Here is a 22,950-nt window from a genome sequence, read left to right as displayed (position 1 = left end):
CGCCGATAACAAAAATAACGAACTCCTGCGCACCCGCGCAGCCCTAGCTGTAAGGACATGGACATGAGAATCCGGCGATGACGCAGATTTTCAGGCGCTCGGCCGACACCTGGTTGCGCGTGGGATTGCTGCTGCTAATCGTCGGCGTCTCGGGAGGCTTGCTTGTGGCATTGACCCTGGAGAGCACCGACTACCGCACCGGGCGTAATTGGGTGGTCGAACAGCCCTTGCCCTTCAGTCATGCCCACCACGCGCGCGAGCTGAAGATTGACTGTCGCTACTGCCACAGCGCGGTGCAGTCCTCGGCCATGGCCAGCCTGCCGCCCACCGAAACCTGTATGAGCTGTCATTCCCAGGTCTGGAAAAACGCCGACGTGCTGGCGCCTTTGCGCAAGAGCCTGCGCGAGCATGAGCCGATGCACTGGCAGCGCGTGGTCGAGCTGCCGGACTACGTATACTTCCATCACGGCGTGCATGTAAACGCTGGTGTTGGCTGTAGCGAATGCCACGGCCAGGTCGACCGTATGCAACTGATGTTCAAGGCCCAACCTCTGAATATGGGCCAGTGCCTGGCCTGTCACCGGGACCCAGCACCGCACCTGCGGCCGGTAGATCAGGTAACGAACATGCAGTGGCGTACCGATGAGGATCGCCGCGCTCTGGGTGAGCGTCTTATGAAGGCGCACCCTATTGATATCCGAGGTCTGACCGACTGCGGGACGTGCCACCGATGAGCGCGCCACTGGATTTCACCGCCTTGCGCGGGCAACTGGCCGGGCTCAAGGGCCAGGCCTATTGGCGCGGGCTTGAGGCCCTGGCGGCGTCCCCCGAGACCCAAGCGCTGATGGAAGCGGAGTTTCCGGGAGCGGCACCGTTGATGGACCGCCGAAGCTTCCTGCAACTGATGGCGGCCAGCCTCGCCATGGCCGGGCTGGCCGCGTGCGGCAAAACCCCGGAACAGGCCGTTACGGCGGTTAACCAACCGGTTTCACTGACACCGGGTGTCGCCGCCTGGTATGCGACCGCCATACCCTTTTGCGGCGTCGCTCAGCCGGTGTTGGGCAAGACTGTCGCCGGACGCCCGATCAAGCTGGAAGGCAACCCTGAACACCCGATGTCCGGCGGCACTTGTGATGCGTTCACCCAGGCTGCAATCCTGCAACTCTATGACCCCGACCGCTCCCAGGCGCCGCGCTTCAAAGGCCGCGAAACCAGTTGGTCGCACGTGCTTGCGGCGCTGTCGGGCATGCAACAGGCGCTGGATGGCGTCCACGGCAAAGGCCTGCACATCGCCTGCGGCGCCAGCAGTTCGCCGACCCTCGGGCGACAGCTCGATCAACTGCAAGAACGCTGGCCCGAGGCGAGGCTGTACCACGCTGAGGCATTCAACGAGACCGTCGCCCTGCACAGCAGCGAACGGGTGTTCGGCCAGCCGGTGAGCCCGCGCGTGCACTTGGAACAGGCTGACGTGCTGGTGTGCCTGGAATACGATCCGTTGGGCAGCGGTCCCCACCAGACGGCGTTGCAGCGCGGCTGGGCCGAGCGGCGGCGGCGGGCGGCCAAAGGCGAGGGCGCCGCATTGGCGTTCGTGGCTGAAAGCATTCCAACCCTCACCGGCGCAGCCGCCACGGCACGCCTGCCGATCGCGCCATCACGCCTGCCGGACCTGTTGCTGGCCTTGAGCCAAGCCTTGGGCGAAACGCTTTCGGCCACGCCGCGCATGACGGCAGCGCAGCAGCAGTGGGTTGACGCGGCCGCCGCCGCGCTCAAGGCGCATCCAGGCCGAGGGTTCATCGGCGTCAGCCCTCAGGCGCCCGAGGCGCTGCAGGCGCAGGTCATGCACCTGAACCAGCGTCTCGGCCATCCGGACTGGCAGGTGCCGAGCCTGCTGGGTTATGCGCCGCAACGCCGTTGGGATTCGCTGGATCAACTGAATCGCGAGCTGACAGCGGGGCGCGTCACTCACTTGCTCATGCTTGATTGCAACCCGCTGCAGACTTCACAGCTTGCGCGCGACCTGCAGCAGGTGCCGTTCCGCCTGCACGCCGGGCTCTATTACGACGAAAGCGCTGCCGAATGCCACTGGCACCTGCCACTCAACCATGCGCTGGATGGCTGGAGTGACGCCCGCGCCGCAGACGGCAGCGCCTGCATCGTGCAGCCGCTGATCGAACCGATGTACGCGACCCGTACGTTGCATCAGGTGGTCGACATGCTGCTCAACGCCGCCGAGGTTGATGCCCTGCAACTGGTGCGCGCCACGTGGGCGCCTATCCCCGAGGCTCAATGGCGCCAGGCTTTGGCGGACGGCTGGATCGAACCGGCTGCGCCGCCCATAGAAGTCGCCGACGCGACAGCGGCAACTCCCGCATTGACCGACATCGACGGCCTGCAGGCGGTCATCCGCCCAGACCCGACGGTATGGGACGGGCGTTTCGCCAATTGTGGATGGCTGCAGGAACTGCCCAAGCCGATCAGTACCCTCACCTGGAGCAACGTGATCGGGCTTTCGCCGCGCCAGGCTGAGCAGTTGGGCCTTGGCAATGGTGACGGCGTTGAAGTAACCCTGGCCAACCAGACTGTGCGCGGGCCCGTGTGGATCGAGCCGGGGCAGGCCGACGAGGTCATCGCCCTGTACACCGGTTATGGCCGAACCCGCGCCGGGCGTGTCGGTAACCACCTCGGCTACGCCGTCAGGCCGCTGGAACAGCTTTCCGTCGGCGCGACCCTGCGTGCCACGGGCGAGCGTTATCGGTTGGCCGCCACGCAGGCCCATCACCACCTTCCCGGCGATGAAGACCCACCCATCCGCGTAGTCGCGCGCGATGCGCCGCAACTGCCCACCCAATCGATTCCGGTGTCGCTCTACAGCCCGGCCGCCGACAGTGGCCCGCAGTGGGGCATGGTCATCGACCTGGACCTGTGCACTGGCTGCAACGCCTGTGTCGTCGCCTGCCAGGCCGAGAACAACATCGCGGTGGTCGGCGCCGACCAGGTTGCCCAAGGCCGCAGCCTGCACTGGCTGCGCATCGATCACTACTACCAGGGCCCGCTGGAGGCACCGCGCTCACGCTTCCAGCCGTTGCCGTGCATGCATTGCGAACAGGCGCCCTGCGAAACCGGCTGCCCGGTCAATGCCACGGTACACAGTCGCGATGGTTTGAATCAGATGGTCTACAACCGCTGCATCGGCACGCGCACGTGTGCCTCCTATTGCCCGTACAAAGTCCGCCGCTTCAATTGGCTGGACTACAGCGCCGATGCGGCGCCGTCGCTCCAGGCCCAGCGCAACCCCGAGGTGACGGTGCGCGCCCGGGGCGTCATGGAAAAATGTACCTACTGCATCCAGCGCATCAGCAGTGTGCGGATTGACGACAAGCAGCAAGGTGGCGACTTCGACACCTCAGGCGTGGTCACCGCCTGCCAACAGACGTGCCCCAGCCAGGCCATCCGTTTTGGCGACATCGCCGACCCGGCGAGCGCCGTCAGCCAGGCACGCCGGGACCCACGCCATTACCGCCTGCTCGAAGCCCTCGGCACGCGACCGCGCACCAGCTATCTGGCGCGGATCGAAGAGGAGGGCGCGGCCGATGAGCACTGAGCCATTGCTGCACGACACCGCGCATTTTTTGCCGCAGGCCTTGAGTGACCAGCAGGTGTCGCGGCAGGTGTTCGGGCCGCTGCAACAGTTCCCGCGGCGCGTGGCCTGGCGCTGGATGTTCGGAGCCGGCATCGTGCTGTTGCTGGTCTACCTCGCCTCAGTCGCGGTGTTGTTGGCCAAGGGCGTGGGTATGTGGGGCAATAACCAGCCGGTGCAGTGGGGCTTTGGCATTCTCAATTACATCTGGTGGCTGGGCATCGGCCACGCCGGCACGTTTATTTCAGCGTTGCTGCTGCTGATCGAACGGCCCTGGCGGCATACCCTCAATCGCCTGGCCGAATTGATGACGCTGATGGCGGTGATCTGCGCCGCGCTGTACCCGATCCTGCACCTGGGCCGTCCCTGGCTGTTCTACTGGACCATGCCGTACCCGAATGAAATGGGGCTATGGCCGCAATTCAAGAGCCCCACCGCGTGGGACATGTTTGCGATCCTGTCGTACCTGACGGTGTCGGTGTTGTTCCTGCTGGTGGGCGCCATACCGGATTTCGCCACCGCCCGTGACCGCGCCAGGACGCCGTTGCGGCAAGTTCTGTATGGCCTGCTCGCGCTCGGTTGGCGCGGTTCGCAACGGCACTGGGCGTTATGGCGACGCACCACGCGGGTGCTGGCGATCCTGGCAATACCGCTGGTGTTTGCGGTCTCCAGCGGTTACTCGTTCCTGATGACCATGGGCCCCCAGAGTGGCTGGCATTCAACGTTATTCCCGGCGTATTTCGTCGCCGGCTCGGTGTTTTCCGGGTTTGCGCTGGTGGCGTTGCTGGCGATTGGCGTGCGCTGGATGCTGTGCATCGAAAGCCTGATTACCGCGCGCCATCTGGACATGCTCGGCCGCTTGCTGCTGGCCACCGGTTGGCTGACGGCCTACGGTTACCTGGCGGATCTGTTCATGCCGTTCTACAGCGGCGATGCACATGAAATCGAGGTGCTGCTCACGCGCATCAATGGCCCGCATGCCTGGAGTTTCTGGCTGGCCATTGTCTGCAATGTCGGCGTGCTCCAAGCATTGTGGTGGCCCCAAGTGCGACAGCAACCGAGACGCCTGGCCCTGGTCGCGTTGGCGGTGCTGGTGGGCATGTGGGCCGAACGTTTCATGTTGCTAATCCCGCCCCAGACCCGCGACCTGCTGGTGTCGAGTTGGGGCGACTATTCGCCAACGCTGTGGGACTGGTCGCTGTTTATTGGCAGCTTCGGCGTATTTCTGGTGCCCTACAGCCTGTTCCTGCGCTACCTGCCGATGGTCTCGGCGTTCGAGGTCAAGCAGGCGCTGCATCAGGAGCGCAGCGATGGCTGACTGCCTGGGGCTGCTCGCGCGTTTTTCCGCACCCCAACCGCTGGTAGAGGCGGGGTTGCGCGCCTGGGACCTCGGCTATCGACGCCTGGACGCGTTTGCGCCGTTTGCGCTGGAAGTCTTGGAGCCGGTATTGGCGGCCAGGTCCAACCGCGTGCCACGCATGGCGTGTGTCGGCGCTGCAGTGGGCGCCGGGCTGGCACTGTTGATGCAGATTGGCTCGGTGTGGGCCTATCCACTGAACGTTGGCGGGCGTCCGTTGATTGCGTTGCCGCAGCTGTGGGTGGTGACGTTCTTGTTCGCGGTGGTGTTTGCTGGCGTGGCGGCGGTGCTGACCTGGTTGATGTGCATCCGCCTGCCACGCCTGCACCATCCGTTATTTGCTGCAGAAGGGTTCGACGCCGCCAGTGATGACGGGTTCTTCCTGTTTATCGACGCGCGTGACCCACTGTTCGACCTTGAAAACACCCGTGCCTGGCTGGCCGAACACGCGCTCAGCGTGCAGGCGGTGCAACCGTGAGTCGCTGGCCGTGGGCGCTGTGCCTGGCGTTGCTGTGCAGTGGCTGCGATGATATGTCGCGCCAGGCCAAGGTGCTGGAGCAGCGCGCGGGTGCGTTGTTCGCCGACGGCCTCAGCAGCCGTCAGCCACCGGCGGGCAGCGTGGCGCGCGGGCAGTTGCAGCGCGAGGCAAGCGTGCAGCAGCGCCCGGCGCTGAGTGCGGCATTGCTTGCCCGGGGCGAGGCTGGCTATCAAACCTTTTGTACACCCTGCCATGGCCTGAGCGGGCTCGGCGATGGCTTGGTGGTCGGTCGCGGTTTTCCGGCGCCGCCATCATTCATCGAGCCTCGGCTGTTGAACGCAACCGATGACCAACTGATGCACGTCATCGCCCATGGGCAAGGCTTGATGTATGGCTACGAATCGCGCATCCAGCCGCAGGAGCGCTGGGCCATTGTCGCCCATCTGCGCCTGTTGCAATTGAGCCAGCATGCCGACCTCGACAGCCTGCCGGCGCCGCTGCGCCAGGCGTTCGAGGCGCGAGCGCAATGAAACGCCTACCACTGCTGGTCGCCATCGCAGCCCTCGGGCTCGCGCTGTTTGCCCTGTGGCAGCCAGCCTGGGTCGGCGCGGGCGCACTGGCGGCGGCAGTGAATGGCACCAGCATCGCGCTGGGCTGCGTGCTGCTCGCCGTGCTGACGCCCTTGGTCAGCGGGCGCTGGCAACCGCTGCTGGAACCGGGCAGCCGCCTGGGCGCGAGCGCGGTGATCCTGATGGTGCCGATGCTGCTGCCGGTGCTGCTGGCAATGGCGTGGGTGTACCCGTGGTACGGCCAGGAGACCCAGGGTTTTCGCGGACTCTGGTTGTCACCGTGGTTTTTTGTGCTGCGCACCTTGCTGTATGCCGGGCTGGCTTGGCGGGTGCTGCGCTGGGCCGGTCGGCACAACGCCGCGGGGCTGATCCTCTACGGGTTGACGGCCAGCCTGGCGGCGGTGGACTGGCTGATGTCGCTGCAGCCGGGGTTTGTCTCCAGCATTTTCGGCCTGTTGTTGATTGCCCGGCACTTGCTCGATGGCCTGGCGTTTGCCGGGCTCTGTGTGATGTGCTGGAACGTGGTGCTGTTGCCGGCCCGGCAGTGCGTCGTATTGCGTGGCCTGTTGGTAAGTGCCCTGGGGTTTTGGGTGTATGTGCACTTCATGCAGTACCTGATTATCTGGTCGGTGAACCTGGAGCATGAAACGCTCTGGTATCGCCTGCGGGAAGCCGGGTTGTGGGGCGTGTTGACCGCGTTGTTGATGCTTGGGCAACTGGCGTGTCTGCTGGTGCTTGCGTCGCCGTGGGGCGCGCGGATGTGGGTGTTGATGTGGGGTTGCGTGGCGATCCTGCTGTTGGGGGCGCTGGAGTCCATCTGGATCAGCCTGCCGTCGATATTCCCTGAAGCAGGCGCCGGCGCCGTGCTGACCGCCGTGCTTTGCCAGGGCGTCTACGCGGCGGGCCTGTTCATGTGGTGGCGCCGGCAATGGCAAAGGAGGCGCCATGACACCTGATTACCAACCCAACAGTTTTGACGGCAAAAAAGCCTGGCGCGTGATCCTGCTGTTGTTCGTGGCGGTCGCGCTGGCATTGGGTGGCGTGGCCTGGCTGTTGAGTGGCTATCGCCAGCATGCGCGACAGCCCCCCTTGAGCGAACTGGAAAGCCAGCGTCTGCTGCCGCCCGAGCCGCGCTTACAAGCCAACCCCAGGCAGGCCGGCGAAGCACAACTCGCCCGCCAGCGCGTGCACCTGGACAGCTTTGGCTGGGTCGACCGCGAGCATCACATCGTGCATCTGCCCTTGGCGCACGCTCGGCAGTTGATGCTGGAGCGAGGCTGGCCCGCACCAGAGGACGATGGCCGTGGGCATTAAATCCGTGCTGGCGCTGCTGGCGTGCCTGGTGTTGCAACCGGTCATGGCCCAGGGCTTCGACCCGTTTACCGCCGCCGGCATCGACAGCAGCCGCGCGGGCAGCCGCCTGGCCCTGGACACGCGCTTTACCGATCAGCACGGCAGCTCGGTGCGCCTGGGCGATTTGCTCAACGGCCAGCCGACGCTGCTGGTGCCGTTGTACTTCCGCTGCCCGAATGTGTGTGGTGCGGCGCTCTCGACCTTGTTCAGCCAACTGGCGAACCAGCCTTACCGCCTGGGACGGGACTTCCAGGTCATCGCCTTCAGCTTCGACCCGCGTGAGGACGTGAGCGCCGCCCGCGAAGAACTGGCCAAGCTCAGCCAGCACTGGCCGGCATTGGCCGACGCGCCCGGCCTGCACCTGCTGACCGGCGACGCGGCTGCCAGCCAGGCCCTGGCCGACTCGATCGGGTTCGGTTACCGCTTCGATCCGCAGCAACAACAATACGCCCACAGTTCAGCGGTGGCAGTGGTCACCGCTGACGGGCGTTTGTCGCGCTGGCTCTATGGCCTGGGCTACCAGGCCAGCGACCTGCGCCTGGCGCTCACCGAAGCCGGGCAGGGCAAGCTCGGCGCAATCAAAGAGCAGCTGTTGTTGCTGTGCTACCACTACGACCCCCAAAGCGGCACCTATAGCAGCCGCATTATCTTACTGCTCCAGGTGGCCGGCGTCGCAACGGTGCTGGTGCTGGGCCTGTTTATCGGCCTGGCCGTACGCCGCGAACGTCGGAGGACAGCATGAACGAACATTTCCTGCGCCTGTGGCCGGCGCAAGCCTCGGATTATGCGGTTTCGGTAGATTGGCTGGTGATTGGCTTCACGGCCATGATGGCGCTGTTTGTGGTGCCGGTATTCGTGGCACTGTGGGTGTTTATCTGGCGCTATCGACGCGGCCGCGTGGCAGACCGTGACCACCGCCCGCAAAGCAACCTGCCCATTGAACTGGCCTGGATCATCCTGCCGTTCATTGGCTCGCTGGTGGTCTTCCTGTTTTCCGCGCGGTTGTTTTTCATCGCGCGTACGCCGCCGGATGACGCGCTGGAAGTGCAGGTCACCGCCCGGCAATGGATGTGGAAATTCCAGCACCAGGGCGGCCAGCGCGAGATCAACACCTTGCACGTGCCGGCCCGGCGCCCGGTGAAGTTAACGATGATTTCCGAGGACGTGATCCACAGCCTGTTTTTCCCCAGCCTGCGCATCAAGCAGGACGTGCTGCCAGGACGCTACAGCATGCTGTGGTTCCAGGCCGAGCACAGCGGCACCTACGAGGTGTACTGCGCCGAATACTGCGGCACCGACCATGCGGCCATGCTGGCGCGCCTGGTGGTGCTGGACGCCGCCGACTACGAACACTGGCTGACCGAAAACGGCAGCGCCGCCGACCTCGCCAGCCAGGGCGAAACCCTGTACCGGCAGTACGGTTGCGGCAGTTGCCATGACTCGGGTAACGCGCCGCGGCTGGCCGGAGTGTTCAATCGCACGGTACAGCTGGCCGATGGGAGCCAGGTGAAGGCCGATGAAGCCTACCTGCGCGACAGTATCCTGTTGCCGCAAAAACAACTGGTGGCCGGCTACCTGCCGATCATGCCGACCTACAGCAACTTGCTCGACGAAGAGGCCGTGCAGCGCCTGGTGGCCTATCTGCGCACACTGCCTGGAGATCCCAAATGAGCCAACCCAGCTACCTGCATAAACAAGGCCTGCGCTCGTGGTTCCTGACCCGCGACCACAAGCGCATCGCGGTGCTGTACATGCTCACCGTGACCTTCTTTTTCTTTGCCGGCGGACTGGCGGCGAGCCTGATCCGCATCGAACTGGTGACCCCGGAAGGCGACTTGCTCACCGCCGATGGTTACAACCGCGCGTTTACCCTGCATGGGGTGATCATGGTCTGGTTTTTCCTGATTCCCTCGATTCCCAGCGTGTTCGGCAACTTTCTGGTGCCGATCATGATCGGGGCCAAAGACATGGCGTTTCCGCGCCTGAACCTGTTCAGTTGGTACCTGTTGCTGGGCGGTGGTTTGTTCACCCTGCTCGCGCTGCTGTTAGGCGGGGTCGACACCGGCTGGACCTTCTACACGCCGTTGTCGACGATGTTCAGCAACGGCCATGTGGTCGCGGTGATCTGCGGGGTGTTTATCGCCGGGTTTTCGTCGATTTTCACCGGCGTCAATATCATCGCCACCGTGCATACCTTGCGCGCGCCGGGCATGACCTGGATGCGCCTGCCGCTGTTCATCTGGTCGATGTACGCGACCTCAATCATCCTGGTACTGGCCACGCCGGTGCTGGCGATCACGCTGGTGCTGGTGGCCGCCGAGCACCTGTTCAATATTGGCGTGTTCGACCCGAAACTGGGCGGAGACCCGCTGCTCTTCCAGCACCTGTTCTGGTTCTACAGCCACCCGGCGGTGTACATCATGATTTTGCCGGCCATGGGCGTGGTCAGCGAACTGATCACGGCGGCGGGGCACAAGCGTATTTTCGGTTATCGCTTTGTCGCCTGGTCGAGCGTGGCGATTGCGGTCATCGGCTTTCTGGTGTGGGGCCACCACATGTTTGTGGCCGGGCAGTCGATGTACGCCAGCCTGGTGTTCTCGCTGTTGAGTTTTCTGGTGTCGATTCCTTCGGCGATCAAGGCCTACAACTGGAGCGCCACGCTGTACAAAAGTGACCTGACGCTGCACGCGCCGTTCCTGTTCGCGCTGACCTTTATCGGCTTGTTCATCATCGGTGGCGTCACCGGGCTGTTTCTCGCGCTGCTCGCGGCAGATTTGCATGCGCACGACACGTATTTCGTGGTCGCGCATTTCCACTACATCATGGTCGGGGCGGCGGTGGCGGGGTACTTTGGCGCGCTGCATTTCTGGTGGCCGAAAATCACTGGCCGGCTGTACTCGCAGCTGTGGGGCAAGATCACCGCGATCCTGATTTTCTGCGGCTTCAACCTGACGTTTTTCCCGCAGTTTTTGCTCGGCTACCTGGGCATGCCCAGGCGTTATCACAGCTATGACCCGGACTTTCAGTTCCTCAATGTGTTGTCCTCTGCCGGCGCGTCGATCCTGGCCGTGGCCTACGTGCTGCCGTTCTTTTACCTGCTTGGCTCGTTGCGTTGGGGCGAGCGGGCGCCCATCAATCCCTGGGAGGCTGCCGGGCTTGAGTGGCGCGTGGCATCACCGCCGCCAGTGCATAATTTCGAAGCACCGGTGACGGTGGATTTCGAAGCGTACGACTATTCACCCGAGGCGCGTCGTGATCCGCTCTGACGAAAAGCCCTCCGAGCCGTTCGTGGCCTGGGCCCAGCAGCGCGACGCCGCACGCCTGGGCATGTGGCTGTTCCTGGCCAGCGAAGCAATGATGTTCGGCAGCCTGATCATGGTCGCCTGGTTGCTGCGGTTGCAGCACCCGGACGGGGTGGCGGAGGCGGTGGCGGGGCTGCATTACTGGCTGGCGGCCGGCAATACGTTCCTGCTGTTGACCAGCAGCTTGCTGATGACCCTGGCGATGGCCGCCGGTGAGCCGCGCCGGGTGCGTCACTGGCTGCTCGGCGCTGCACTGTTGGGTGTGTTGTTCCTGGGCTGCAAGGGCATTGAGTATGGCCTGGAGATTCAAGAGGGCGTGTTGCCTGGTTTCGCCCAGGCGTCGCATTGGCAAGTGCCCTCGGCGCAGTTGTTCATGAACCTGTATTTCATCGCCACGGCGCTGCACGGCGTGCATGTGCTGGTCGCCGTCGGCCTGGCGCTGTGGCTGTATCGTTCGCTGGGACGCGGCACGCTGGCGGAGCATCAGGCGGACACACGGCTGGAAATGATCAGCCTGTATTGGCACTTGGTCGATGGGATCTGGATTGTGTTGTTCCCCACCCTCTACCTGGTAGGGCGTTGAGATGAGCAAGGCAGGCGCACTGAAGGTCTACACCGGGTTGTTGCTGCTGTTGGCGCTGCAGTTGCTGTGTGCAACGTTCTGGCCCCGACAGGGCGGCGTGATCATGCTCGCCGCCGGTGCGCAGTTCCTGCTGTTGTTGCTGTTCTACCTGGGGCTGTACCGTCACCGCGGTTGGGCGCGCCTGTTTGGCTGGGCGTACCTGCTGTGGCTGTTGGTGATGGTGGTGTTTATCCTCGGTGAATCAGCCACCCGCTGAACTCAGGCGCACCGGCACCGATTTGGCCGCCGGCACTTTACTGCGCTCGGCATGGTGCCAGAGCGGCACCAGCGGGTTGCATTCGGGGTAGTAGGCCGCAGCACAGTCCTCGGGAATATCGTAGGAAATGATGTCGAACGGACCGACCTGACGCTTTACCTCAGGCTCGTGCCTCCTTCAGACCGATGTCTGGGAAGGCGCCGATCGAGAACCGATTCTCCTTGCCATGCAGCCGATACTTCAAACGCTAGAACTTGGAAGGCGGTTTTCCTGCTTTGCTCGACGCCCTTACCTCCAAGTAGAGGCCAGGAACATCGCGGTCGGCGTGCTTGCGGTGTTCGGTCAGCGTGCGGATGAAGGCATCGCTGGGTTTTCGTCTGAAAATGAGTGGGGGCATCGTTTTTTTAAAATCGAAATTTGCCCCCAATTATTCCCTCCTGAGCTCTGGAAACCAGTGGAATTGGACGGACGAATTTCGATTGAATTTAGCTATAACCTTATGTTAATAAAAGGTTTATTGGAGTTTTGTGGAATTCTGTTACAGGCTGTCGGGGTCGCCAAAGAACATTTTGACTAGGCTCTAGGACGGTAGTTTCAGGTCATAAAAAACTAATGATGCCCCCAGTTTTGCCCCCAGTTACATGGGGTGCGAGAGCGCTCGCGAGCGGCGATTTCTCACGGACTCCAGTATGGCAGTGGCTGGCTTTCGGTGTAACTCCTCATTGGATCTGGAGGGAGGGTGCAGGGCTCATCAAGGACAAGCTAATCCGCTCTCGCTCGAGAGCAGCAACTCCGATCGGCTGTGTTCGACCCAATATTTGCATCCGCGTAATTGGTTTGCTGGGCTTGGAGGTTTCTACGAAACCAGGGGCGATTCAGAGCTTTATCGACGTTTGTGTGTAAACGAAGGCCAAGCAGTGGAGGTATGAGAGAGAATGGAGAGCCCTTGCGCTTGCTGGAAGTAAGCTTTATCGGGCCCCGGCGCCGATCTCAGCAATCATTTTTCGCGCACGTATGCTTGATGCCCATAAAACAGAAATTCACCAAATCCTCCATCCGAACCCCGGAATCCAGTTCAAAGAAGCCTTTATGCTTGAGGACGTATTCGGCCTGGGGTTTCGTCCCTACGTAGCGTTCAGTGCATCCTGAAACGAGGCTATACGTGGTGGTCTGTGCAACAAGCAATGAGCCCTTCGTCAACCGCTGGTTCAATGGATGACCCAGCGGAGGTTAGACTGCGTGTGAAGGTGAAATCAGCGCATGCTCGGTGGCGATGGAGATAACTGCATCAAACTTGGGGTGCCTTCAAAGTCAAATATAGGCAAGGTGATAACTACCCTAGAATTTCAGATAAGGTTTGCGTTGCTCATGGGTCAGCTTCGAGAACAAAGGATGATCTTCAAGTGCGTAGGCGGCAAACTCGGGGTTGCGTAATTTCCAGTATTTATTAAAGCTCGTCACAATTATTTTTACAGTTTCGAATATTTCCTGAAACTTAACATCAAGTTGTTGCAGGATCATGGTGAAGTGGCATTCATACATTTCGCTACCTCCATCGTACCAGTCGTGGTCGTGGATGGTTGCCTCGATGCTCGGAACACCCCATGCAAATCCGATTAGCGGGCAGAGCTCCCTCATGTCGGAGTAGACATTGCGAATGCGACGCTCATGCTCATGGGCAGCGAAATTCTCGGGATCATATGTCCCCTCGCCATCTACCGGCAGGTGGCCGTTGCGTTGGTAGCGATCGAACAGGCTTATAAACGTCTTATGTGTAGCCATGATCGACGGCAGCGCCCAATCCATCATTCGAAGATTTTTAGCGAACTAGTAATGCACATCGAGTTTTTTTACATCTGTAAAATCTGCTTCGGTAAACCGTAAGCTCAGAGACTCGGTACGTCCGATTATGAATCTAGCGGGATCAAGTCGTTTTTCCAGCTCAATCGACTTGAAATGAACCTGCTCAGTATCTACATCGATCATCACTATGAAAACGGGTGTTTCGTAAACTTTCCAGAGATTAAGGGTTCTCCGTTTGATCTCAACAACGGGGGATTCCTCGGGCTTTTCACGGCTCCCAGACGCTGTCCCCTTTAGCTGAATTCCAGAAATCCAGCCGATGACCTGGTTGTTCTGATCAGTGAACTCGAGATGAAAATCGATGCCGTAGTCGTTCTCGGTCTGGTCTCGCAGTATCCATTGAGGCGGAAGCGCCGCACGAAGTAACGTTTTGGCGCGACTATCGATCACGTGAGACGATGGCCGCTGGGGAAGAGAATAATCGGGCATGTTAGTTCCAGCACTGGATAGACGGAATCGATCTCAAAGCAGAAATAGCCGCCATAGACCGAATTCAGAGATGGATACCTTAGAACGCCCCCTACAGCAAGTAGGACTGGGCTTGCTCCGTTTCGATTGGGCGCAAAGCATCTGTAGGGTATCGGGGTGATCCGCCGCTGGATGGGGAAAACCGAACTGGTGCTGGTGTAGTCCAATCTGACGAATTCTGGTAGCAGAGGCAGGGTGATGGGACGCTTGAGCTTCAGGGCCCAGGGTAGCCCGTTCCGCCACAGTCGCGCTTGGGCTTCACGAAGCAATAGCAGGGCTGCTTCTCGTTCCGTCTGGGTCAAATCGGGCGGGCCGCTAGCCTGCACCCACATCCAAGACTGGCTGGTCGGGTCACCGCGGTGGGAGTTCACTGGGGGCTTTCGAGCAGTCAGCGACAGATATCTCTCCGTTATCTGTCGCTTCCAGGTCGACAACCTCGCTCTGCAGCTGCTGCACTAGGACACGGTCGCCGACTCAAGTTTTTTCGCAGGCTTGCGCTGTGATGGAGTTCTCATTCCGAATCCTTCAAATCATCCCTCATCACTGTCCATGGGTGGTTTGAGATGTAACAAGTGGTGGTAGATGTTCACATCACTCTGATTGATTTTACGTGTTTCCTTATAGTATCTGGCGTTAAAGCTATTTCCCTGTGTTGTTATGAGTTGTAATCCGCTTTTGTAATCATCGTCAAAGTCTCTGTAGTCGCATTTCTCAACATGTCTAACATAGGATTCGCACAGTCGTGAGAAGTTTTCCGTAGCGACATAAATCACCACAAACACCGTACTCATACCCATGGAGTTATATCTGCCGATCTTGTTCAGGTGCTCATCAATTTGCGTAGAGTCGATGTAGTTCCCAAGCCTAAAACCTTCAAATAGGAACACCGGATTTCCCCTTCCATCCCGTACCCAACCATCAATCTCGCCGACACCCTTACCGCTGCCTGAGCGCCCAGTACGTGACTGATCGGGCATCGTCCAGTTAAGAAAACTCATGCGTTGACATACGAGCGATACAAACCAGTCGTTAATCATGTCTTCCTCATCAAGCATGATCGTGCTCGCGGACGCTGGAGCCAATTTCTTGCGCTGGAGATTTCCATTACGTTTCAGTAACTCCCGGCCCACATGCTCTACCAATTCGAACAGGTACTCATCAATATTTGTTGTGGCATTCATAAATATTTGACTTTGATCGTATGCGTTCATGTCCTTGATTGTAAGCCATGCAAGACGCAGCTTGTCATGAAAGGAGTCAATCTCAGCATTGAGGATTGGCTGAGGCTTAGAGAGGCCCACGGTGCCGGTGCTCCTGAGGCTATTCTCAATGGCAGCGATTTTTTCTTCTGCATCCTGTGGGAAAGATCGATGAGTAATGCGTATCTGTTGGAGATAAGAGAGTGCTTCTTCGGCGCTTCTCATACGCTTGAGATACTCTGCCCTCAGTGGAGCTAATTCATAGGCCTTCTGCTGCTGGGGCGAAGCCACATTCCAGAATCGTTTGAAATCGTCGAAATGTTCCGTTTCCAAGCAGAGCTGAAGAATGTAATTTAGCTCAACATCGCTGAGTTTGGCGTCGAGATCCGTCTTGAAAGTTGTTTGATAGGTGTCCAGCCAGCGCTTTAAATAAAACTCAAGTGGTTCGGGTCGAGCGATGTCAGTGGGCCAAGAGAGCGCTACTTTGATCAAACCCGTCGCGTTCTGTAGTGTCTGTTCAACATCGAGCACACTGCTGAACATGTCCAGTGCTTTGGCATGATCCACAAACATTGTGAGAGAAGCAATCAGGTATCGCTTGAAGCTTTGAACTTCATTGGTGACCTGTTGTTCTTCGCTGGATATTTTATACAGACATAGCCTATTGATTTTTTCCTGGTCTGGCAGCTTTTTGTTGTCAAATATATCTTTAAGGTCTAGTTTGGCAGATATTTCAGTAGTCTTGTTTTTAAAGGTTTTGTGAGAGTGTTTTCTCACGTAGTCTAGATATTCCCTGGCAATTTTCATCTGACCATTGTTAGCGGCTTTCAGGATGATGTCGAAGGCTTCGGGAGTCCAGTTGGTTGCCGCCTCTTCTAGATTGCGCTCAGCTATAAGTCCCACTACAAGTTTCTTGTTCTCATATGTAGTGGTACGTTCTAGCATTATAAATAGCGCTCTTAAAGGGGCCTCCCTTCGCCGCAAAATTGCAATTAGCTCTTGAAATTCTTTCGGAGTAAAATTGTTAGCTACATTGCAAACTGTTGGCCATAGTTTTATGGGGCTGTAGTCCGAGTTATCATGCAAATAATCGAAAATTCCAGATTGCCACTCTGAATAGAAGCCAAAGCGTTCGATAATACCCATGAGCTTACTTGCAAAAATGCGCTTCTCCGCTGCGTGCTCTGGAGTGTGCTCAGTTTGCGTGAAAAGTTTCAGTAGCAATCGGGTGTGCATGCGAGCAGCGAATACGGTGTCTCTTTTTTCTTTGGTGGGGTTACCTGACTCGATCGCGGGTTGATCATCAAGAGCATTGATCCAGCGTTCGCGATGCTTGGCTAATGCGTTTATATAGACGTTGAGCCATTCAAACTCATCAAATGCGAGCGGGTCATCAACCGCATTCGTGTCACCATTCAGGCGGTCATGCAGCAGTCCTAGGTAGCTTTCGATCAATGCCTCGCATGCATCAAGTGCATGGCTACTCGAATTATGGTGTGACTTGGATGAGGCCAAATCCCACTCAAGGCACCAGAATAAAATCAGCCACCCTCCGAGGGGTAGATGTCGGTCCCCTATACGAGCCTTCTTAAGGTGTTCGTGCGCCCGATTGATGAGTATTTGGCGGTGGTCTTCTATGAGGTACCTAACTTGTCTTGAGTCATCCAAGTACCTCACGGTGCTTATGGTCTTTTGGAGGCTAGGCAGGCGAGTGTCTGCCATTAACTTGTGACTAGAGTTGTAGTTGATCTCGTGGGTGGCAAACCAGGCGATCATTTCGCAAAGCTGATCTACAGCCTCGGGAAGGGCTGGTAGGCGAACATACTGCTCGTAGCTGTTGTAAAATACTTCAAGAGCTTGAGCCCATACTAAGTCACTCCAGGTCTTCTCATAAGAGGCATATTCTGATATGGGGCGCATGTTCCGCTCTATATTTCCATAAACACCGATCAAGCCAAATTGGTTTGTCTTCGGGTTCGAGAGTAAGAAGCAAAGATAGGGAGGGTGATAGATATCACTGAACAGGGCTCCGACCAGTTTAGGGGAGCGATAGGCTAAATCGATTAGTTTCCGGGTGAGAGGGAAGCTGTCTCTGGGGGAGTAAAGGTTGTGCTCGCGCTGGAGGATTAAATGAACTAAGTGCTCGCTAATGCCTCCGATCCCTTGGAATCGATAATGCGTTACATCTTTCCACCATTTTGCGCCCTCCATGAGCGTGGTGGGGGGGCTGCTCGCCAGATTGTAGATCATGCTTTCAAGCTGAGAGAAGTCAAGCGCCTCACAATAGGGTTCCGCTTCTTGGCTCACCTCGTCAGGTTGTCCCGGTCTTTTCTGCACCACTAGAGGAGATGGCTTCTTGATGATGTTGTTAACACGATTATGACTGATAGCGACATTGGCTGCGCAGTCTGCCCAGCTATCAAAGAGCGTCTTATCTGCAGCGATATAGTTGAAGGCGCAGTCAAGGAACTGTTTAACGTCGATATCTAGATCGAAATCGATTTGGAAGATAGCAATACTGCCAGCGGCCAGCCGCATCCTGGTGATGTAATTGGAAAAAGCGGTATCTGGGTCGACGGAGCCGTCTATCAGTCGTTTCCATAGGAAAGTGCCTACGCCTTTCAGGTCTTCGCGCTTTACCTTCAGCCGATAACCTTCGGCTCGGGATTCAAAGGTATCGCGCAGGACGGCCAGGTCGATCGAGGTAACGTCTTCTTGGCAAAGTCTTAACTGCGGGGGTTCCCAGACATCGTTGAGGTACCTCAGCTCGTACAGAAGGGTGTGTGCATCTAGCTGATGCCGCAGCTTTGGTGGCATATCGGGGGTTGAGGGCACTTTGGGCTGTACGGCCAGATAGTCATCCGGGAATGCGATAACGCGGGCCTGTTCAAGCTCCGAGACGTCCACCGGGTAGGCTAGACAAAACTCTGCACCTGCCACTGTTGGCCAGGAATCTCGCCCCTCTAGCAGGGCTGCCACGTTGTCTCGGTTTAGAGGTCTCGGGTAGATATGCGCAGCGTGAATGTAATGAGCGATCCGCTCGTGAAGGAAATTTGGAGAGGCCACACGCGAAGGGTGCGTGTCTTTGTAGAGCGCCAGTTTTCTCTCCAGATCTTTGATCAGATCATACGAACTCATGTTCTTCCGAAATCCTTGGTGGGTCGCTCACTGCGTCGACGCCTGTGCTGGTAGCTTACTGAACGGTCATGGTTTTTTCGATAACGCGAACACCATCATTCGCCCGGCTAGTTGAGCGGGACGCGATTTGGTTCAGGAGATTATCCTTGCGCGTGTTTTACGAAGGCTTTGACGCTGTTACGCAGAATGCCTTGGCAGTCGTCAGCTTGGCCGTTACCGGGTTAACGCATGGACGGCAAGGCCTCACTCAGCTTTGAGGTGCGCGAGCTCGGCGCCAGGCCGGGCCTTTCTCGCAAAACTCGATTGCGTCATATACGGTCGGGAACACGCCCCACAGGGACGGGCGATCCCAAGCGCCGCCATCCAGGCAACGCACAACGAACTTGGTACCGCCTGGGTTAAAACCGTGAAAAGCGGCTTTGCGGGCTTTGATTTCAGCTTCAGCCTCCGCCGTACTAGGGTCGCCAGCTCGTGCCTGTTGAGCTCGACGAAGGTCTGACTGCGGATTCCACGCTATCCGGACACTCAGCCCACGAGCATCCGGATATTCATTCCACGTTCATCCGGACAGGCATTAGGAGCGCAGCGACGCAGGTAGGCATTGTTACTCTGAAGTGATCGCCGTCGTCAATTTCGTCATGCGTTTGCGCATCGATTCGCTCTGTAGCTCGATGCGATAAGCGTTATGTGGCAGCCGGTCGATGATGGCATCGCCTAGGGGCGGGTCGCCGATCAGCGCATGTATTGGTCAACTGATCGGTGCTGGGTCAGCGTGCCGTCAGCCACTGGGTCAATTCGACGTCAGAGCCAATACTTGTCCTTTTACCTTGCTCCAGCTTGGAGCGATTGAGGCAGCATCCATCACGTATCCGTTATTGCACGCTTCAGCTCAATAGGATTTGATCTGCAAAACAAGGATGGAGTCTTTCATGTACCTCGCTGAGCTGACGATCAATAATTTCCGCAAACTGCGTGACGCCAAGCTGAAATTTCAGCCGGGACTGAACGTGTTGGTAGGCCCAAACAATGTGGGCAAAAGCGCCGTAGTCGACGCGCTTCGAACCCTTCTCGCCGGTCACGATGAACCGTACCCCCGTCTTGATACTTCTGACCGACACCGTCCCAACGAAGGCGAGCCGGCAGGCGACATCACCTTCCATTTTGTCTTTAAAGGACTCAGCCATGAGGATGAAGCAGACTTCATTGCGGCGCTAAAACCGTGTGAAGACAACGCCATGGAGGCGCACATCCATGTCCGGTACACCGATGCGGATCAGACGGGACGATTCAAAGTAAAACGATGGTGCGGCGATCATCAGGAGGTCGCGCTCACCTCCGATATGATGGAGAACCTTCGCGGCGTCTATTTGCAGCCTCTGCGTGATGCGGCCCAGGGGCTTCGTCCTAGCCGAAACAGCCAACTGGCCCGCTTGCTTCATCTTTTGACCGATGACGATGGCCGCAAGACGATTAATGATGCGCTGAAGAAGCTGGATGACGAACTTCAATTGAACGAGTCAATCAAGAGCACTCATGCCGCAATTTCGTCCCGTCACGGCTTGATGATGGGTGAGCAGTTGGCGCAGGCGCTTGCTATTGGCCTAACTGCCACGGACTTCCAGCGTCTTTCGGCAAGGCTCTCCATCACTGCAGAGGCGTTGGAGATTGAGCAGAACGGCCTGGGCTTCAACAACCTGATCTTCATGGCTGTGGTGCTGAGCGAGCTGGCTAAAAATCCCGATGCTGCCTATCGGAGTTTGATTGTAGAAGAGCCTGAGGCGCACCTGCATCCGCAATTGCAGCGGGTTCTGCTTCGCTACCTCGCTAGCGTGCCTAAAAGTGAGGGCGACAAATCAGTTCAACTCTTCGTCACAAGCCATTCCCCCAATTTTGCCAGTAACTCAGAGCTTGAGGCGCTGGTCTGTCTGGTCGAGAACGAGGCAGGTGTGCAGACGTTCTTCCCCCGTGACATAACCTTTGAGAAGGGGAAGCGCGAAAAGCTCGAACGCTATCTGGATGTAACCAGAGCCGAGCTGTTTTTTGCTCGTCGAGTGATCTTCGTCGAAGGTGCAGCCGAGCTCATGCTGGTCGATGCACTCGCAAAACTCATAAATCTCGATCTGCGTGAGTACGGTGTCAGCCTTATCAGCGTGGAGGGGCTCAATTTCGATTCCTTCCTGCCATTGTTCGGCGAAAAAGGTTTGCGGATTCCGGTTTCTGTAATCACTGACGCCGACCCTTTCGAAGAGGTTGAGATTCAGGGCAAGGCACAGGGTGAATTGAGCGACGAAGTGATCGAAGATCTTCTCGCTGAGGCTAGCTACCAGGAAGAGGCTGGTGAGCCAGAGGACGAAGAGCCAGCTGAAGCCGAAGTCGGAGCGAAAAAGAAAAAGGTCAAGCGTGTTGAGGTCTATCCGTCCCTTGGGGATGAGGTGCGGATCTCCAGCAATACAACCAAGATGAAGGGTATGGAAGATGCATTTGTGAAGATCTTCCATGGTTTAAAAACTTTGGAATATGACTTGGCGCTTCTTGAGGAGAATCGTAAGGCCATGCTGGCGGCTCTCGGCGATCCCCATCCACGAATTGCCAAGGCGTTGGGCAAGATCGTCAACGCTCAGCCAGACAACACGGCGAAGGCCAAAGCACTGTTTTGCGGCATGTTCGAGCGCAAGGATAGTAGCAGCAATGTGCAGAAAGGCCGTTACGCCCAGGCACTCGCCGAGCACATTGCCAAGCAACCTGGCTGTAAGGTGCCCGAGTACCTGGAGCAAGCGATCCGGCACGTCTGCAAGGGAGTGAACAAGCATGAGGATGTCTGATGAACAGAAAAATGTCATCGGCGCCGAGTTGGGTCCGATCTCAGTAACGGCGTGTGCTGGAAGCGGAAAAACTGCTACCGCAATCAGACGCCTGATCGCAGTTCGGCAGAAGATGGAAAAAAGCCGGGGTCGTGTCGTGCTGTTGTCATTCTCCAATGTGGCCGTCAACACGTTCAACAAGGGATACCAACAGCTCGCGTCGGCGCTGCCGGATGATGCCAATCGCAAGCTAGTAGAGGTCAACACGCTGGATGGTTTTTTTACGCAGCACGTACTTCGACCTCATGCCTATCGGACCATGGCAGCGACCAAGGCTGCCTACCTCGTAGCAGGTTCTGAGCCGTTCCTGAGTAACTATCAGTATTGGCCAGGGGGCGACGACCGCCCGCTCTCGGTCAAGGAACTAAAGGTAGGAATGGAAGACGGGAGTCCGTTTTTCTTCGTTGATACCCACGCAGGGCCAGCACACCTAGTCACCTGGAAGGCGCTAGATTCTGTTACACGGCTTGGCAGCACAGGCGCTTACACCCATGACCTCGGACGCTACTGGGTTTATCGAACCTTGGTAGAGCAGCCGGCTGTGCTTCGAGCTTTAGTAGCCCGTTACCCGCAAATCCTCGTTGATGAGTCTCAGGATCTGGGCACGCTGCATCAGGCTATCTTGGAACTCCTGATAAAGGCCGGTGCAACCGTGTCCCTCATCGGGGACGTCAATCAAGGCATCTACGCTTTCGCGGGCGCTGACGGCATGTTTCTGAACACCTACGAGGCGCGGGCCGGTGTCACCCCATACAAGCTGACTCGAAATTATCGTTCGTTACCACCGATCATCGACATTGCGAACCGACTTTGTGGCAGGAACGACAAATCAGATCGAGATCCCGAGGCGGGGGGAGCTTATTTCATTGGGTACAAAGATTCGGAGCTCCCCAGGCTGTTTGACTCCTTCAAAGCTCGAATCGACGAGTTGAAAATGCAGCACGACGATGCGGCAATTATCTGCAGATCGGCGGATCGAGCGATGGTGCTGGCTGGAAAGGTCGCCCCTCCGGGACAAGGCACCGTTGCCATGTTCAGTGAAGCGGCGTTGCTACGAGATCAGCAAGGGCGCTATCAGGAGTGCTTTAAATGTGTATGCAGAGCTGTCGTCGGTTTGCTGGATGATCCTCCCCACGGACTCAGTAGCGAGTTACAAGGTGCCCCGCATGAGGGATGGATGCTGCGGTTGAGGCGACTGCTATGGGCCTTTATTCGCAATGAAGACGCTGGTTTGCCGTCCTCAACTCTCATTGCCAAAACCGATTGGCATCCCTGGCTTGTGAAGAATCTTAAAATCCTGCTTGCGACGATCGAAAAGCAGTTTGGATTGAAGGCAGTTGGCACCCTTGGTAACAAGCTGGCAAAGACCAAGCTTCTGGAGCTCCCTCTTGCTGGTGAAGGTGCAGATGCCAAACAGGGGCCGGGTATCAGGGTAGAGACGGTCCATCAGGTAAAAGGTGAGTCCATCGGCGCAGTGCTGTATGTGGCGAAGAAGCCCAATGTCCAAGCGTTATTGGCAGGCACCGATGGCGAAGAGGGTCGTATCGGTTATGTGGCGGTAACCAGAGCAAGAAATCTGTTCTGGTTGGCAGTGCCCATTTCCTGCATCAAAGAGTTGCGCGACGAGTTAGGTGCAGCTGGTTTTGAGGAGCTTCCTGCTTTGAAGTAGGTACGCACGAGGAGTGCAGCAGCAGGGAGTCGACAGGCTGCGGTAATGACACGGTACGGAAGTCTAGTAATAGATTTGCGTACCAAAATGGTGTCCATCTTCAGGGGTTTGCGTATCGTGGGAAATTGCACCCCATTTGACCAGTCGTTTGCATTCGACTTGACCAGTCGTTTGCATCGGACGTGACCAGGCATTTGCATTGGACTTGACCATTCGC

General features: G+C 58.0%; 17 protein-coding genes and 2 pseudogenes. 14 read left to right on the top strand and 5 right to left on the bottom strand.

Features of this window, described 5'->3' with window-relative positions:
* Positions 1-77: 77 nt before the first annotated feature.
* Genes ACZRN6_RS24235 through ACZRN6_RS24180 form a run of 12 tightly spaced genes read left to right on the top strand, consistent with a single transcriptional unit; the run spans position 78 to position 11,535 of the window.
* Positions 78-734: an ammonia-forming cytochrome c nitrite reductase subunit c552 gene (locus ACZRN6_RS24235; protein ID WP_464009026.1), complete on the top strand. Its 657-nt coding sequence runs from the start codon at positions 78-80 to the stop codon at positions 732-734.
* Positions 731-3,601, top strand: a complete 2,871-nt coding sequence (locus ACZRN6_RS24230; RefSeq protein ID WP_464009025.1) for a TAT-variant-translocated molybdopterin oxidoreductase — start codon at positions 731-733, stop codon at positions 3,599-3,601. Before ACZRN6_RS24235 ends, ACZRN6_RS24230 begins: the two co-directional genes overlap by 4 nt.
* A complete protein-coding gene (nrfD, locus tag ACZRN6_RS24225; protein ID WP_464009024.1) occupies positions 3,591-4,955 on the top strand; it encodes an NrfD/PsrC family molybdoenzyme membrane anchor subunit in 1,365 nt (454 codons plus the stop codon). Before ACZRN6_RS24230 ends, nrfD begins: the two co-directional genes overlap by 11 nt.
* Entirely contained in the window at positions 4,948-5,472 is a 525-nt protein-coding gene (locus ACZRN6_RS24220; protein ID WP_322145048.1) for a DUF3341 domain-containing protein, read from the top strand. The genes nrfD and ACZRN6_RS24220 overlap by 8 nt, the downstream gene beginning before the upstream one ends.
* Positions 5,469-6,002: a c-type cytochrome gene (locus ACZRN6_RS24215; protein ID WP_322145049.1), complete on the top strand. Its 534-nt coding sequence runs from the start codon at positions 5,469-5,471 to the stop codon at positions 6,000-6,002. The genes ACZRN6_RS24220 and ACZRN6_RS24215 overlap by 4 nt, the downstream gene beginning before the upstream one ends.
* Positions 5,999-6,997 carry a hypothetical protein gene (locus ACZRN6_RS24210; protein ID WP_322145050.1) on the top strand — a complete coding sequence of 333 codons (999 nt, stop codon included), beginning with the start codon at positions 5,999-6,001 and terminating at the stop codon, positions 6,995-6,997. Before ACZRN6_RS24215 ends, ACZRN6_RS24210 begins: the two co-directional genes overlap by 4 nt.
* Positions 6,987-7,355 carry a hypothetical protein gene (locus tag ACZRN6_RS24205; RefSeq protein ID WP_464009023.1) on the top strand — a complete coding sequence of 123 codons (369 nt, stop codon included), beginning with the start codon at positions 6,987-6,989 and terminating at the stop codon, positions 7,353-7,355. Before ACZRN6_RS24210 ends, ACZRN6_RS24205 begins: the two co-directional genes overlap by 11 nt.
* Positions 7,345-8,136: an SCO family protein gene (locus tag ACZRN6_RS24200; protein ID WP_464009022.1), complete on the top strand. Its 792-nt coding sequence runs from the start codon at positions 7,345-7,347 to the stop codon at positions 8,134-8,136. The genes ACZRN6_RS24205 and ACZRN6_RS24200 overlap by 11 nt, the downstream gene beginning before the upstream one ends.
* On the top strand, positions 8,133-9,065 hold the full coding sequence (gene coxB / locus ACZRN6_RS24195; RefSeq protein WP_464009021.1) for a cytochrome c oxidase subunit II: 933 nt from the start codon (positions 8,133-8,135) through the stop codon (positions 9,063-9,065). Before ACZRN6_RS24200 ends, coxB begins: the two co-directional genes overlap by 4 nt.
* Positions 9,062-10,660, top strand: a complete 1,599-nt coding sequence (locus tag ACZRN6_RS24190; RefSeq protein WP_322145054.1) for a cytochrome c oxidase subunit I — start codon at positions 9,062-9,064, stop codon at positions 10,658-10,660. The genes coxB and ACZRN6_RS24190 overlap by 4 nt, the downstream gene beginning before the upstream one ends.
* Positions 10,647-11,279: a cytochrome c oxidase subunit 3 gene (locus ACZRN6_RS24185; RefSeq protein WP_464009020.1), complete on the top strand. Its 633-nt coding sequence runs from the start codon at positions 10,647-10,649 to the stop codon at positions 11,277-11,279. Before ACZRN6_RS24190 ends, ACZRN6_RS24185 begins: the two co-directional genes overlap by 14 nt.
* A 1-nt stretch (position 11,280) precedes the next feature.
* Positions 11,281-11,535 (top strand): hypothetical protein, encoded by a 255-nt coding sequence (locus ACZRN6_RS24180; protein WP_322145056.1) that lies wholly within the window; start codon positions 11,281-11,283, stop codon positions 11,533-11,535.
* A gap of 166 nt (positions 11,536-11,701) precedes the next feature.
* On the opposite strand, the pseudogene ACZRN6_RS24175 reads toward ACZRN6_RS24180, so the two are convergent.
* From ACZRN6_RS24175 to ACZRN6_RS24155, 5 genes and pseudogenes are all read right to left on the bottom strand, one after another.
* Positions 11,702-11,932: pseudogene (locus ACZRN6_RS24175) on the bottom strand (Arm DNA-binding domain-containing protein); the annotation flags it as partial.
* Between the two features lie 941 nt (positions 11,933-12,873).
* Positions 12,874-13,344: a hypothetical protein gene (locus ACZRN6_RS24170; protein WP_464009019.1), complete on the bottom strand. Its 471-nt coding sequence runs from the start codon at positions 13,342-13,344 to the stop codon at positions 12,874-12,876.
* 18 nt (positions 13,345-13,362) lie between these two features.
* Complete coding sequence (locus ACZRN6_RS24165; protein ID WP_464009018.1) at positions 13,363-13,827, bottom strand: DUF4365 domain-containing protein; 465 nt, start codon at positions 13,825-13,827, stop codon at positions 13,363-13,365.
* Positions 13,828-14,396: 569 nt separating this feature from the next.
* On the bottom strand, positions 14,397-18,203 hold the full coding sequence (locus ACZRN6_RS24160; protein ID WP_464009017.1) for a hypothetical protein: 3,807 nt from the start codon (positions 18,201-18,203) through the stop codon (positions 14,397-14,399).
* Positions 18,204-18,807: 604 nt separating this feature from the next.
* Positions 18,808-18,945, bottom strand: a pseudogene (locus ACZRN6_RS24155) (ATP-binding protein); the annotation flags it as partial.
* A gap of 187 nt (positions 18,946-19,132) precedes the next feature.
* Between ACZRN6_RS24155 and ACZRN6_RS24150 the strand changes: the two are divergent.
* Both ACZRN6_RS24150 and ACZRN6_RS24145 read left to right on the top strand, forming a co-directional pair.
* Positions 19,133-21,025, top strand: coding sequence for an ATP-dependent nuclease (locus tag ACZRN6_RS24150; protein WP_223448637.1), 1,893 nt, complete (start codon positions 19,133-19,135; stop codon positions 21,023-21,025).
* Positions 21,018-22,733: a UvrD-helicase domain-containing protein gene (locus tag ACZRN6_RS24145; RefSeq protein ID WP_464009016.1), complete on the top strand. Its 1,716-nt coding sequence runs from the start codon at positions 21,018-21,020 to the stop codon at positions 22,731-22,733. The genes ACZRN6_RS24150 and ACZRN6_RS24145 overlap by 8 nt, the downstream gene beginning before the upstream one ends.
* Positions 22,734-22,950: the final 217 nt, after the last annotated feature.

It is taken from the genome of Pseudomonas sp. A125 (genome assembly GCF_055409485.1).
The sequence above is the reverse complement of the archived record's forward strand: the minus strand, read 5'-3'. Positions and strand labels throughout refer to the sequence as shown.

Excerpts from the sequence above, each read along its gene's own strand:
- ACZRN6_RS24235 (WP_464009026.1), top strand. The coding sequence starts at position 78 with ATGACGCAGATTTTCAGGCGCTCGGCCGACACCTGGTTGCGCGTGGGA.
- ACZRN6_RS24230 (WP_464009025.1), top strand. The coding sequence starts at position 731 with ATGAGCGCGCCACTGGATTTCACCGCCTTGCGCGGGCAACTGGCCGGG.
- nrfD (WP_464009024.1), top strand. The coding sequence starts at position 3,591 with ATGAGCACTGAGCCATTGCTGCACGACACCGCGCATTTTTTGCCGCAG.
- ACZRN6_RS24220 (WP_322145048.1), top strand. The coding sequence starts at position 4,948 with ATGGCTGACTGCCTGGGGCTGCTCGCGCGTTTTTCCGCACCCCAACCG.
- ACZRN6_RS24210 (WP_322145050.1), top strand. The coding sequence starts at position 5,999 with ATGAAACGCCTACCACTGCTGGTCGCCATCGCAGCCCTCGGGCTCGCG.
- ACZRN6_RS24205 (WP_464009023.1), top strand. The coding sequence starts at position 6,987 with ATGACACCTGATTACCAACCCAACAGTTTTGACGGCAAAAAAGCCTGG.
- coxB (WP_464009021.1), top strand. The coding sequence starts at position 8,133 with ATGAACGAACATTTCCTGCGCCTGTGGCCGGCGCAAGCCTCGGATTAT.
- ACZRN6_RS24190 (WP_322145054.1), top strand. The coding sequence starts at position 9,062 with ATGAGCCAACCCAGCTACCTGCATAAACAAGGCCTGCGCTCGTGGTTC.
- ACZRN6_RS24180 (WP_322145056.1), top strand. The coding sequence starts at position 11,281 with ATGAGCAAGGCAGGCGCACTGAAGGTCTACACCGGGTTGTTGCTGCTG.
- ACZRN6_RS24170 (WP_464009019.1), bottom strand. The coding sequence starts at position 13,344 with ATGATGGATTGGGCGCTGCCGTCGATCATGGCTACACATAAGACGTTT.
- ACZRN6_RS24165 (WP_464009018.1), bottom strand. The coding sequence starts at position 13,827 with ATGCCCGATTATTCTCTTCCCCAGCGGCCATCGTCTCACGTGATCGAT.
- ACZRN6_RS24160 (WP_464009017.1), bottom strand. The coding sequence starts at position 18,203 with ATGAGTTCGTATGATCTGATCAAAGATCTGGAGAGAAAACTGGCGCTC.
- ACZRN6_RS24150 (WP_223448637.1), top strand. The coding sequence starts at position 19,133 with ATGTACCTCGCTGAGCTGACGATCAATAATTTCCGCAAACTGCGTGAC.
- ACZRN6_RS24145 (WP_464009016.1), top strand. The coding sequence starts at position 21,018 with ATGTCTGATGAACAGAAAAATGTCATCGGCGCCGAGTTGGGTCCGATC.